The organism is Devosia sp. (assembly GCF_036563435.1).
Classification (GTDB): Bacteria; Pseudomonadota; Alphaproteobacteria; order Rhizobiales; family Devosiaceae; genus Devosia.
Map to the genome: position 1 here is coordinate 599132 of NZ_DATCMJ010000018.1, position 12233 is coordinate 611364.

Genomic DNA, 12233 nt, shown 5'->3' on the forward strand with positions numbered 1-12233 from the left:
TGTGATCCCGGCACAGGCTTGAACCACACCGCTTGGCGCCGCAATCTTGCTCAGGCGCTACTCATCCACCAGCGGCACGAAGCCGCCGAAGATCCGCCGCGCTTCGTCGCCCGCCGGATCGTCCTCCTGCATCCTTGGATCGGTATAGATCCGGCTCCAGGCGGCGTCCCGCACCTCTTTGGATGGCCATTCTATGAACGAGAACACCACCGTCTCGTCCGCCTGCGCCCGGACCGCTTTCTTGAAATCGGTCAGCTTGCCATCGGGAACGGCATCGCCCCAGGCGTCGACGAACCGCGCGGCGCCGGCTTCGGTGAAGATCGCCGCCTGGCGCTGCAGGGCGGCAAGATAATCGCCCTTGCGCGCGGTTTTCACCGGGATCAGCGAGCCGTCCACATAGCCAGGCTTTGCGTCCCTGGTGCCGACCTCAAACAGACCATCGAAGCCGCCATAGATCATGCGGCTCCCATCATAGGGCATCTTCCCCATCATCTCGTCCATGGCCGGATCGTTCATGATCCGCTCGCCCGCTGTGTCGGCGGCCGCCTTGTCCGGGAATTCCTGCCAGGAGAAGACGATGACTTCACCGTCCCTGGCGTCCACGGCGCGGCGGAAATCAGTCACCTCGCCAGAGGGCACGTCATCTTCCCAGGCCTCCATTAGCCGCGTCGTGCCGTGGCCCTTGAACATGGCGACACTCTCGGCTGCGAAACGCCGGTACTGCTCCTTGTTGGCGGCCGGTACCGGGCTGACAAAGCCTGATAGGTAAGTCATCGCTCTCTCCCTTGCTGTCGTGGATCCATGCCTCGGAACGAGGCTAGTTCTTCTGCATGACGTTCGCATGCAGTTTGTTTCGACATAAAGAGGGAAATTGGTGAGCCTCAGCGGCACCAAATAGTCCGGCGTCGCCCGAGGCTCGCGGCATGAACGAAGAAGCTTGCTTCCGGTTCCCGCGGCAAGTTGTCAAGGATCGCAGATATTTAGCCTTGCGCCTACAGTCGATCGAGGATCGCGTCGAACTTGACCATGGAGACATTGGCGCCCCATTCCATGCCCGTGTCCACAGTGGCGTTGCGCATCTCGAAATCGGGGAAGTTCGAGATCGAACGATAGTGGGTGACGCCATCGCGCTCCTCGAAGTGATGCTCTTCGTAGTATCGCGGGTCCTCGGGGAACATGCCTTCCACCACGAAGGTGTTGCGGATGAGCGTCTGGGGCTCGACCGCCAGATAAGTGCCGAAGAAGGTGATTTCCGCGCCATCGGGCATGGTCGAGACGATGCGCCACTTGCCGCCGCTGCGCACGTCATACTCCACCACCCGGTTCGCCTCGTGTGGGCCCCACCATTGCGCCACATGTTCGCTCTCGGTCCAAACCTTCCACACCAGCGCCAGCGGCGCGTGAAAGGTGCGCGACATGACGATCAAGGGAGCGTCGCTGGGAAGTTCGGTTTTGAAAGGATTGGGAAAGGCCAAGTCGTTCATCGGAAGTCTCCTCAGTTCTTCGTGTCGGATTGGGGCGTCTGCAGTTTCTTGAGATAGGCGTCGAGTTGGTCGAGGTTCTGCTCCCAGAACCTGCGATAGGTTTCGACATAGGCGGCCACTTCCCGCATCGGCGCTGCTTCGAGCGCGCAGGGCCGGTACTGGGCATGTCGCCCGCGCCGGACCAGGCCGGCACTCTCAAGCACCTTGATGTGCTTGGACACCGCGGCCAGCGTCATGTCGAAGGGTTCGGCCAGTTCATTGACGCTTGCCTCGCCCTGCGACAGCCGCGTCAGGATCGCCCTGCGGGTCGGATCGGCCAGGGCCGCCAGGGTCGCGCTTAACGGGTCGGGCATCTCGGGATCTCTTATTCAACTTATTGATATAATACTGTTTGGTTGAATTGTTGTCAAGCGCGCAGCCGAGTGGCATTGCAGTTCCATGAAAACCATCCTTGTCGTCGGCATCGGCACCGGCAGCCCTGAGCATCTGACCATCGCCGCCATCGAGGCGCTCAACCGCGCCGACACGCTCTTTGTGCCCGACAAGGGGGCTGCGAAGGCCGACCTTGCCGATGTCCGCCGCACCATCATCGCCCGCTTTGTCACCGGCACGCCGCGCCAGGTCAGCTATGCGATACCGCGGCGCGATGCAGCCAATCCCGACTACGGTGCCGGTGTCGACGACTGGCATAGGCGGCTTGCCGCGATCTTCACCGGCCTGATCGACCAGGTGCCCGAGAACGGCGCCGGCGCCTTCCTGGTCTGGGGCGATCCCGGCCTCTATGACTCAACGCTGCGCATTCTTGATCGCGTCGCGACGCCAATCCGGGTCGAAGTCGTCCCGGGCATAACCGCCATCCAGGCGCTCACCGCCGCCCATGGCATTGCCCTCAACCGCATCGGCGAGCCGGTTCTCATCACCACCGGGCGCCAGCTCGGCCCCGTCGAGACCGACACTGTTGTCATGCTCGACGGCCAGCAGGCGTTTCGCCAGGCTGATCCGGATCTCAAAATCTTCTGGGGCGCCTATCTAGGCACGCCAGACCAGATGCTGATCGCAGGCCGCCTCGGTGACGTTGCCGACGAAATCACTTCGGTACGCCAGCAGGCGCGCGAACGGCATGGCTGGATCATGGACACCTACCTGCTGCGGCAGCGTGGCTGAGAAAGCGCAATTCCCCCGCGCCTCGTGATCGGCTAGAAGGCGCTATGTCCGTGGTCCTGCCCATTTCCTCCTTGCGCCGGGGCGCCTGCCCCACGCTCGACCAGCCCATGCCGACCGGCGATGGGCTGCTGGCGCGCATCCGCATCGCCGGGGGACGGATCGATCCGGTGCGGCTGGAACAGTTGGCCATCCTGGCCAGTAGCTTCGGCAATGGCATGGTCGAGATTACCTCGCGCGGCAATCTGCAGATGCGGGGCCTGACCGACGCCGTCGTGCCCGCCTTTGCCCGCCAGGTGAGGCAAATCGTGGCGGTCGAAAGCGGGCTTGTGGTCGAAACGCCGCCCCTTGCCGGCGATGATCCCCTCGAATTCACCGATCCGCGCGCCCTTGCCAGCGCCATCAGGGCTTTTGCGGCCCCCTTCGCCGGTGGCTTTGCCCCCAAGGCCACGGTGGTCGTCGATGGCAACGGCCAGATCGGTCTCGAGGCGCTCAAGGCTGACCTGCGGCTGGTCGCCGTGGCGGCGGACCGCTGGCTGGTTTCGGCCGGAACGACCCTTCTGGGCACCACCACGCAGCCGCTCGACTGTGCCCGCATCGTGCTTTCGGCACTCCTGGCTCTCGGCCCCGATGCCCGCGCCACGCAGTTCGACCTGCCCGGACTTCTCCTGACACTTGGCGACCGGATGGAGCCGTCTGCTCCCGTTCATCAGCCGATCACCTCCCCCGTTGGCCGCTTCAGCCTTCGCAGCGGGAGCGCCACCGGCCTCGCCCTGCCCTTCGGAGCGCTGCCCTGGGAATCGCTGGCGGCCTTGGCCGATGGCGCCTGGCGCTTTGGCATCGGCGAGTTCCGGCTCGGGCCGCAGCATTCGCTTCTGGCCATCAACGCCGATGAGAGCCTTCTCGAAGAAGTCGCCGCCATCGGCTTCATTACCGATCCACGCGACCCGCGCCTCCAGGTCAGCGCCTGCATTGGCAATCGGGGCTGCGCTGCCGGTCATGTCGATGCGCGCGCCGTTGCCTCGCGCTTGGCGCTTACCCTTCCGCCGCATAGCACGCTCCATGTTTCCGGTTGCGCCAAGGGCTGCGCCCATCCGGCTGCCGCGGATATCACCCTGGTCGGGGAGCCGAACGGCTACGGCCTTGTCTTCGGCGGCAAGGCGGGCGATACGCCGCGGGCAGTGTTGCGCGCCGATCAGCTGGCAACCGCTTTGGTTGCCGGCCGGGGATGAGGATGACCACATACGACTACATCAAGGATGGCGACGCGATCTACCGCCAGTCCTTCAGCATCATCCGCGCCGAAGCCGATCTCGCGCGCTTTTCTCCCGATGAAGCGGAAGTTGCCATTCGCATGATCCACGCCGCCGGTTCGATCGAGGCCGCTGCGCATTTCGAGTTCGGCCCCGGCTTCGTGGACGCTGGCCGAGCGGCCCTTGCTGGCGGCGCACCCATTTTCTGCGATGCCGAAATGGTGGCCCGCGGCGTGACCGCTGCCCGCCTGCCGGCAAACAACGAGGTCATCTGCACCCTGCGCGATCCGCAGACGCCCGCCCTTGCTGCCGAGATTGGCAACACCCGCTCCGCCGCCGCCCTGCACCTCTGGCTGCCCCGGCTGGCCGGCTCCGTCGTTGCCATCGGCAATGCCCCGACGGCCTTGTTTTTCCTCCTTGAACTGCTGCGCGATGGCGCGCCCAAGCCGGCCGCCATTCTCGGCATGCCGGTCGGCTTCGTCGGCGCCGCCGAGTCCAAGGCGGCCCTGGCTGAAAACTCCTGGGGCGTCCCCTATGCCATCGTTCGTGGCCGGCTTGGCGGCTCAGCCATGACGGCTGCCGCCCTCAACGCCTTGGCGAGGCCAGGCATATGACCGGCAGGCTTATCGGCGTCGGCACCGGCCCGGGCGATCCGGAGCTCCTCACTATCAAGGCGGCGCGTGCGATTCAGGGCGCCGATGTCGTCGCCTTCTTCAGCAAGCAGGGCAACCAGAGCAATGCCCGCGCCATCGTCGCCGACCTCCTCACCACGCAGGTCGAGGAGCCCCTCGGCTATCCCGTGACCACCGAGATCGACCGCCGGCACGACGACTACAAGAGCGCCACCAGCGCCTTCTATAGCGATGCCGCCACGCGCGTCGCCGCGCATCTCGATGCCGGGCGCACGGTCGCCGTTCTCAGCGAGGGCGATCCGCTGTTTTACGGCAGCTACATGCATCTCCATGTCCGGCTCGCCCCCCGCTACCCCACGGAGGTCATTCCCGGCATCACCGCCATGTCGGGCTGCTGGTCGCAGGCGGGCCTGCCGCTGGTGCAGGGCGATGACATTCTCTCGGTCCTGCCCGGAACGCTGGATGAGGTCGACCTGCGCGACCGCCTTAACGGCACCGATGGCGCCGTCATCATGAAAGTGGGCCGGAACCTCGGCAAGATCCGCCGCGCCATTGAAGCGGCAGGGCGGCTCGACAGCGCCGTCTATGTCGAGCGCGGGACCATGAGCAACGGCCACGCCATCCGCCTTGCCGACAAGCCCGACGACGTGGCGCCCTATTTCGCCATCGTCCTCGTGCCCGGCTGGAGCACACGGCCATGAGCGGGCGGCTGGTCATCGTCGGCACCGGGCCGGGCAATCCCGAACAAACCACGCCCGAGGCGCTGTCGGCCATCGCCGCCAGCCACGTCTTCTTCGGCTATAGCCCCTATCTCGACCGCCTGTCCCTTCGCCCCGACCAACGCCGCGTCGCCTCCGACAATCGCGAAGAACTGGCCCGCGCCAAGGATGCCCTTCACACCGCCGCTTCGGGCGAGCAGGTCTGCGTCGTCTCTGGCGGCGACCCCGGCGTCTTTGCCATGGCCGCCGCCGTGCTCGAGGCGCTGGAAGCCGGCCCGCCCGCCTGGCGCAGTGTCGACCTCGTCGTTGTGCCCGGCATCACCGCCATGCTGGCGGTGGCGGCCCGCGTCGGCGCCCCCCTTGGCCACGACTTCTGCGCCATTTCCCTCTCCGACAACCTCAAGCCCTGGACCGTCATAGAGTCCCGCTTGCGCGCCGTCGCCGGTGCGGGACTGGTGATCGCGCTCTATAACCCGATCAGCAAGGCCCGCCCGCACCAGCTGGGCACCGCCTTCGCCATCCTGCGCGAAATCCTGCCGTGGTCGACGCCGGTGATCTTCGGCCGCGCCGCCGGCCGACCGGATGAAGCCATCTCCATCGTCACGTTGGCGGAAGCCCGCCCCGAACAGGCGGACATGGCCACCTGCGTCATCATCGGCTCTCCCGAAACGCGGATCGTCGAGCGCCCCGGCCTGCCGCCGCTGGTCTACTCCCCCCGCTCGACGGGACTGGCGCCATGACCTGGCTGACCATCGTAGGCATCGGCGAAGATGGTCTGCCGGGCCTCGGCGACCAAGCCAAAGCTGCTATCGCCGAAGCCGAGATCGTCTTCGGCGGCGCGCGCCACCTCGAACTCGCCGCCGATGTCATCCGCGGCGAGACCCGCGAATGGCTCAGCCCCTTCTCTGACTCGGTGGATGCCATCCTCGCCCTCCGCGGCCGCCCCGTCTGCGTCCTTGCCTCCGGCGACCCGTTCCATTTCGGTGTCGGCGCCACGCTGGCGCGCCGCCTCGACCCGAGCCAGATGCGGGTCTTCCCCCACCCCTCCTCCTTCAGCCTTGCCGCCAGCCGCCTCGGCTGGCCGCTGCAGGATGTCCTGACGCTTTCCCTGCACGGGCGGCCCATCGATCTCATCCGTCCCCATCTCCATCCCGGCGCCCGCATCCTCGCCCTCACCTCCGACGAACACGGGCCCGCGGCTCTCGCGCAACTTCTGACCGAGCTGGGCTTCGGCATTTCCATCGTCACGGTCCTCGAAGCCCTGGGCGGGCCGGCCGAAACCGTGCGCTCACAGGTCGCCATGCAGTTCGACCTCCCCAACGTCGATCCGATCAACATCTGCGCGGTCAGCGTCGTCGCCCTGCCCGGCGCCCGCATCCTGCCGCTGACGCCGGGCCTCGACGATACCCTGTTCGAGCATGACGGGCAGATCACCAAGCGCGAGGTGCGGGCACTGACGCTCGCCGCCCTCGCCCCCCGCCGCGGCGAACTCCTCTGGGACATTGGCGCCGGCTCCGGCTCAATCGCCATCGAATGGATGCTGGCCGACCCGAGCCTCCAAGCCATAGCGATCGAAGCCGACGCCGAACGCGCCGCCCGATTGTTGCGCAACAGCAAGGCCTTGGGCGTGCCGGGTCTGCAACTGATTCAAGGCCGCGCGCCTGAAGCTCTCGCTGAACTTGAAGCGCCGCATGCAATCTTCGTTGGCGGCGGCGGGTCCGAGCCCGGCGTCCTCGACGTCGCCATCGCAGCGCTCCGCCCCGGCAGGCGGCTGGTGGCCAATGCGGTGACGCTGGAGATGGAAGCGGTGCTGCTGGCACAGCACGCCGAATTGGGCGGATCGCTAACACGCATCGCCGTCTCCCGCGCCGATGCGGTCGGCAGCATGACCGGCTGGCGCCCTGCCATGCCGATCACGCAATGGGCGTGGACCAAGCCATGACCGTCCATTTCATCGGCGCTGGGCCCGGCGCGGCCGACCTCATCACCGTGCGCGGCATGCGCCTCCTCCAGTCTTGCCCCGTCTGCCTCTATGCCGGCTCGATCGTGCCGCGCGATATGCTGGACTGGTGCCCACCCGGGACTCGCCTCGTCGATACGGCGCCGTTATCGCTCGACGAGATCGAGCGCGAATACCAGCGCGCCCATGCGGCCGGCGAGGATGTCGCGCGGCTCCATTCCGGCGACCTCGCCATGTGGAGCGCCGTGGCCGAGCAGATGCGCCGCCTCGACCGGCTCCACATCCCCTATACGCTCACCCCCGGTGTGCCCGCCTTTGCCGCCGCAGCGGCAGCGCTTGGGCGCGAACTGACCATTCCCGCCGAGGCGCAGAGCCTGGTCCTGACCCGCGTCTCCGGCCGCGCTTCGCCCATGCCCCCCGGCGAAACGCTCGCCGCCTTCGGCGCTACCGGCGCAACCTTGGCCGTGCACCTCGCCATCCACGCGCTGGATCGCGTCGTGGCCGAGCTCCTGCCCTATTACGGCGCCGATTGTCCCGTCGCCATCGTCTTCCGCGCCTCTTGGCCCGACCAGAAGATCATCCGCGGCACGCTTAGCGACATTGCCGCGCGCTTCGCCCAGGATCCTGTGGAACGCACCGCCATCATCTTCGTCGGCCACGGCCTGGGCGCAGAGGACTTCCGCGAGAGTTCGCTCTACGATCCCGACTATCAGCGGCGGTTTCGGGATCGCGTTTAGCTAGCCCACCCGCTTCCCGGTTTCCCGATTAAACGGATGCAGCGCCGCAGCGGGTATCGCAAACGTCACCTGCCCCGCTTCCGCCAAATCGGGTCGCCCCTGCACCACGATGATGAACGCTTGGTCCAGCCCCGGAACACGCACATAGAGGTGGCTCTCGCCGCCCACCGGCTCCACCAGCTCAAGCGTGCCGGAAAGCCCGATGTCACCTGGCGCAGCCGGCCCCATCATCACCGCGTCCGGTCTGATCCCGACAATGTCGGTTCCCTCGGGCAGGCTCGCCGGCAGCGACACCCCCGCCAAGGCCCCGAGCTGATCGACTTCCAGGAGGTTCATCGGCGGCGAGCCGATGAAGCCCGCGACAAACAGCGATGCCGGCCGGTCATAGAGCTCGGTCGGCCTGCCCACCTGCTCGATATGGCCGCCATTCATCACCACCAGCCGGTCGGCCAGCGTCATGGCCTCGAGCTGGTCGTGGGTCACATAGACGCTGGTCGTGCCCAGCGACCGTTGCAGCCGGCGGATCTCGATGCGCATCTGCCCGCGCAGCTTGGCGTCGAGGTTGGACAGCGGCTCGTCGAACAGGAAGGCCTTGGGCTGGCGCACGATGGCGCGCCCCATAGCGACACGCTGGCGCTGGCCGCCCGAGAGCTGGCGCGGCTTCCGCTCGAGGAACGGAGTGATCTCCAGCGTCTTGGCCGCCGCCTCGACCCGCCGGTTGATCTCGTCCTTGGGCGTGCCGCGGTTCTTGAGGCCGTATTCGAGGTTTCCGCGCACCGTCATGTGCGGATAAAGCGCATAGTTCTGGAACACCATGGCGATATCGCGCTCGGCCGGTTCCTTGCGGTTGACCACGTTGCCACCAATGCTGATCTCGCCATCGCTGATGGTTTCAAGGCCCGCGATCATGCGCAGGAGGGTGGACTTGCCGCAGCCGGAGGGCCCGACCAGCACCACCATTTCCCCATCTGCAATGGAAAGGTCGATGCCGTGGATCACCTGCGCGCCGCCGGGATAGGTCTTCTTGACGCCGGTCAGTTCAATGGCGGCCATGTTATTTCTCCGTTTCCACGAGGCCTTTGACGAACAGGCGCTGCATGAAGATGACGATGAGGACGGGGGGCAGCAGCGCAAGGATCACCGCTGCCATGATGATGTTCCACTGCGGCTCCGCCTCGGCGGTGGCGGTCAGGCGCTGCACGCCAAGGATCAGCGTGTAGTATTTCTCGTTGGTGGTCACGAGCAGCGGCCAGAGGTACTGGATCCAGCCATAGATGAAGAGGATCACGCAGAGCGCCGCGATGTTGGTGCGGCTGAGCGGCAGGAGAATATCCCAGAAGAACTTGAGCGGGCCCGCGCCGTCCACGCGCGCGGCCTCCATCAGCTCGTCCGGCACGGTCATGAAGAACTGCCGGAACAGGAAGGTGGCCGTCGCGGAGGCGATCAGCGGAATGGTGAGGCCCTGGAAGGAATTGAGCATGCCAAGGCTCGCCACCACTTCATAGGTGGGCAAGATGCGTACCTCGACCGGAAGCATCAGCGTGATGAAGATGATCCAAAAGGCCAGCGTCCGGCCGGGGAACTTGAAGTACACGATGGCATAGGCCGAGATGATCGAAATGGCGATCTTGCCCGCCGTGATCAGCAGCGCCATCAACGTCGAGTTCCAGACCATCAGCCAGAAGGGCGGCAGGCCGGGGAGCTTGGAAAACAGCACAAGCGACATGTTGCGGAAGAATTCCCCGCCCGGCAGCAGCGGCATCAATCCGCTGCCCAGCGCCGAGGCCGGATGCGTCGCCGCGATCAGGGCCACATAGACCGGGAAGGCGACCAGCACCATGCCCAGGATCAGCACAAGATGCGTGAGGAAGTCGAGAATGGGACGGTTTTCAACCATGGCGCGGCCTCAATATTGCACCCGGCGTTCCACGAAGCGGAACTGCACGAAGGTTAGGATGACGACCATGAGCATGAGCAGCACCGACTGTGCCGAGGAGGAGCCGATGTTGAGCCCCACCACGCCGTCGGAATAAACCTTGTAGACAAGGACGTTGGTGGCTTGGTTCGGTCCGCCATGCGTCGTCGCGGCGATGACGCCGAAGGTGTCGAACATGGTGTAGTTGACGTTCACGATGAACAGGAAGAACGAGGTCGGCGAGATCAGCGGAACGATGATGGTCCAGAACCGCTTGAAGGGTCCCGCGCCGTCGATGGCCGCAGCCTCGGTCAGCGACTGCGGGATGGACTGCATGCCGGCCAGGAAGAACAGGAAGTTGTAGGAGACCTGCTTCCAGCTTGCGGCGATGATGATCAGGATCATCGCATGAGTGCCATTGAGCTGGTGGTTCCAGCTGACGCCGAAGAAGCCAAGCATATAGGGCAGGATGCCGGTGCCGGTGTTGAAGATGAACCACCAGAGGATACCCGCAACGACTGGCGCCACCGCATAGGGCCAGACCAACATGGTACTGTAGAATTGCGCGGTGCGGATGACACGGCTCACCGCCATGGCGAGCAGCAGGCCCAGCCCCATCGCAATGACCGTCACGGCGGCGGCAAAAACAAAGGTCCGCCCGATCGCCGCTAGGTACGTGGGATCGTTGAGCAGGCGCGCATAGTGGCTGAAGCCGACAAAGGTGGTCGAGAGTCCGAACGGGTCCTGCCGCTCGAACGAGGCTTTGACCGCCTGCGCGGCCGGCCAGATAAAGAAGATCAGGGTGATGGCGAGCTGCGGCGCAATGAATGCGTAGGGCAGGCCCTTGTTGGGAAAAATAGTGCGCTTGGTATCCATGCCTGCTTCCGATCGGCCAGGGCGAAGAGGAAGGCCGGCCCTCCGTGGAGAGCCGGCCTTCCCGATGAGCTAAGGCTTACTGTGCGTTGGCGGATTCGAATTCGCGCAGGATGGCGTTGCCGCGTTCGACGGCCGAGTCGAGCGCTTCCTGGGCGGTCTTGTCGCCGTTCAGGACAGCCTGCAGTTCCTCGTCGAGCACGATGCGGATCTGGGGCATGTTGCCATAGCGCAGGCCCTTGGAGTTCTCGGTCGGCTCGTTGAGGTTGATCTGCTGGATGGCAATGTCCGAACCCGGATTGGCTTCGTAATAACCCTGCTCCTGGGTCAGCTCGTAGGCTGCCTGGGTCACCGGGAGATAGCCGGTTGCCTGGTGCCATGCAGCCTGGACTTCAGGCGAGGACAGGTAGGTCAGGAACTTGGCAACGCCTTCATACTCGGCGTCTTCATGACCGGTAAGGGTCCAGAGCGTTGCACCACCGATGATCGAGTTCTGCGGTGCGCCTTCGACGTCAGCAAAATAGGGCAGCATGCCGAAGCCAACTTCGAAGTCCTTGGCATTGGCGATCACGCCGGCGCGGCCGGCCGAGGAGCCCATGTTGATGGCACATTCCTGGGCGTAGAACTTGGGAGCAGTATCGGGACCACCGGCAGGGCCGCCATAGGCAAAGATGCCGGCGTCCTGCCATTCCTTGAGCTTTTCCCAGAGGCGGACTTGGATCGGGCCGTTGAAGGTCAATTCGCTCGAGAGGCCGCCGAAGCCGTTTTCCAGCGTGCCATAGGGGACGTTGTGTAGGGCCGAGACATTCTCGGTGCCCAGCCAGGTGGCTGCATAGCCCATGGTGAAGCCGCACTTGGCGGCGCCGGATTCGACGATCTGCTTGCCGAAGGCTTCGATGTCTTCCCAGGTCTTGGGTGCGACTTCGGGGTCGAGACCGGCTTTTTCGAACACGTCCTTGTTGTAGTAGAGGATCGGGGTCGAGGAATTGAACGGCATCGAGAGCATGTTGCCTTCGGTGTCGGTGTAGTAGCCGGTCACGACGGGCAGGAAGGCGGACGGGTCGAAGTTCGAACCGTGGTCGGCCATCAGCTGGTAGACGGGGTAGACGGCGCCCTTGGCGGCCATCATCGTGCCGGTGCCCACTTCATAGACCTGCACCAGGTGCGGCTGCTCGCCGGCGCGGAAGGCGGCAATGGTGTTGACCAGCGACTCTTCGTATTCCCCGCGATAGGAGGGAACGACGACGTAGTCGGACTGCGAAGCGTTGAAGTCGGCAGCAATGGCTTCAAGGCGTTCGCCCAGCTCACCACCCATGGAATGCCACCAGCTGATCTCAGTTTGGGCAAAGGCGGTGGTCGACGTCAGTGTCAGGGCCAGAGCGGCAAGGGAAAGGCGAACCATAAGGTCTCTCCTGCGTGCGGGAAACAACGGCAGGAAAGCCCCCTACCGGCTCGTCCGTGCGAGCCCGGCGTGCCTAACAACGGTGTTTTTCAGTTCA

14 protein-coding genes are annotated in these 12233 nt (G+C 65.1%); 7 read left to right on the plus strand and 7 right to left on the minus strand.

Features of this window, described 5'->3' with window-relative positions; translation table 11 throughout:
* Positions 1–57 precede the first annotated feature (57 nt).
* The 3 genes from VIL88_RS15370 to VIL88_RS15380 all read right to left on the minus strand — a co-directional run bounded on the left by VIL88_RS15370 (position 58) and on the right by VIL88_RS15380 (position 1837).
* Complete coding sequence (locus tag VIL88_RS15370; RefSeq protein WP_331990378.1) at positions 58–774, minus strand: DUF1428 domain-containing protein; 717 nt, start codon at positions 772–774, stop codon at positions 58–60.
* A 218-nt stretch (positions 775–992) separates the two neighbouring features.
* Entirely contained in the window at positions 993–1484 is a 492-nt protein-coding gene (locus tag VIL88_RS15375) for an SRPBCC domain-containing protein (RefSeq protein ID WP_331990380.1), read from the minus strand.
* Between the two features lie 11 nt (positions 1485–1495).
* The gene (locus tag VIL88_RS15380) at positions 1496–1837 is read right to left on the minus strand and encodes a metalloregulator ArsR/SmtB family transcription factor (protein WP_331990382.1); all 342 of its coding nucleotides are present in this window, start codon (positions 1835–1837) and stop codon (positions 1496–1498) included.
* A gap of 85 nt (positions 1838–1922) precedes the next feature.
* Here VIL88_RS15380 and cobF point away from each other — a divergent pair, with 85 nt between their 5' ends.
* Genes cobF through cobM form a run of 7 tightly spaced genes read left to right on the plus strand, consistent with a single transcriptional unit; the run spans position 1923 to position 7946 of the window.
* Positions 1923–2648, plus strand: a complete 726-nt coding sequence (gene cobF, locus VIL88_RS15385; RefSeq protein ID WP_331990384.1) for a precorrin-6A synthase (deacetylating) — start codon at positions 1923–1925, stop codon at positions 2646–2648.
* Between the two features lie 44 nt (positions 2649–2692).
* Positions 2693–3877 carry a precorrin-3B synthase gene (cobG, locus tag VIL88_RS15390; protein ID WP_331990386.1) on the plus strand — a complete coding sequence of 395 codons (1185 nt, stop codon included), beginning with the start codon at positions 2693–2695 and terminating at the stop codon, positions 3875–3877.
* Between the two features lie 2 nt (positions 3878–3879).
* Positions 3880–4512: a precorrin-8X methylmutase gene (locus VIL88_RS15395; protein ID WP_331990388.1), complete on the plus strand. Its 633-nt coding sequence runs from the start codon at positions 3880–3882 to the stop codon at positions 4510–4512.
* Entirely contained in the window at positions 4509–5231 is a 723-nt protein-coding gene (locus VIL88_RS15400; RefSeq protein WP_331990390.1) for a precorrin-2 C(20)-methyltransferase, read from the plus strand. The genes VIL88_RS15395 and VIL88_RS15400 overlap by 4 nt, the downstream gene beginning before the upstream one ends.
* Complete coding sequence (locus VIL88_RS15405) at positions 5228–5989, plus strand: precorrin-3B C(17)-methyltransferase (protein ID WP_331990392.1); 762 nt, start codon at positions 5228–5230, stop codon at positions 5987–5989. The genes VIL88_RS15400 and VIL88_RS15405 overlap by 4 nt, the downstream gene beginning before the upstream one ends.
* Complete coding sequence (gene cbiE, locus VIL88_RS15410; protein ID WP_331990394.1) at positions 5986–7191, plus strand: precorrin-6y C5,15-methyltransferase (decarboxylating) subunit CbiE; 1206 nt, start codon at positions 5986–5988, stop codon at positions 7189–7191. Before VIL88_RS15405 ends, cbiE begins: the two co-directional genes overlap by 4 nt.
* Positions 7188–7946 (plus strand): precorrin-4 C(11)-methyltransferase, encoded by a 759-nt coding sequence (gene cobM / locus VIL88_RS15415; protein ID WP_331990396.1) that lies wholly within the window; start codon positions 7188–7190, stop codon positions 7944–7946. Before cbiE ends, cobM begins: the two co-directional genes overlap by 4 nt.
* On the opposite strand, the gene VIL88_RS15420 is transcribed toward cobM, so the two are convergent.
* The 4 genes from VIL88_RS15420 to ugpB all read right to left on the minus strand — a co-directional run bounded on the left by VIL88_RS15420 (position 7947) and on the right by ugpB (position 12136).
* Positions 7947–8999: a sn-glycerol-3-phosphate import ATP-binding protein UgpC gene (locus VIL88_RS15420; RefSeq protein ID WP_331990398.1), complete on the minus strand. Its 1053-nt coding sequence runs from the start codon at positions 8997–8999 to the stop codon at positions 7947–7949.
* 1 nt (position 9000) lies between these two features.
* Entirely contained in the window at positions 9001–9843 is an 843-nt protein-coding gene (ugpE, locus tag VIL88_RS15425) for a sn-glycerol-3-phosphate ABC transporter permease UgpE (protein WP_331990400.1), read from the minus strand.
* A gap of 9 nt (positions 9844–9852) precedes the next feature.
* Positions 9853–10737 carry a sn-glycerol-3-phosphate ABC transporter permease UgpA gene (gene ugpA, locus VIL88_RS15430; protein ID WP_331990402.1) on the minus strand — a complete coding sequence of 295 codons (885 nt, stop codon included), beginning with the start codon at positions 10735–10737 and terminating at the stop codon, positions 9853–9855.
* A gap of 76 nt (positions 10738–10813) precedes the next feature.
* Positions 10814–12136, minus strand: a complete 1323-nt coding sequence (ugpB, locus tag VIL88_RS15435; RefSeq protein ID WP_331990404.1) for a sn-glycerol-3-phosphate ABC transporter substrate-binding protein UgpB — start codon at positions 12134–12136, stop codon at positions 10814–10816.
* Positions 12137–12233: the final 97 nt, after the last annotated feature.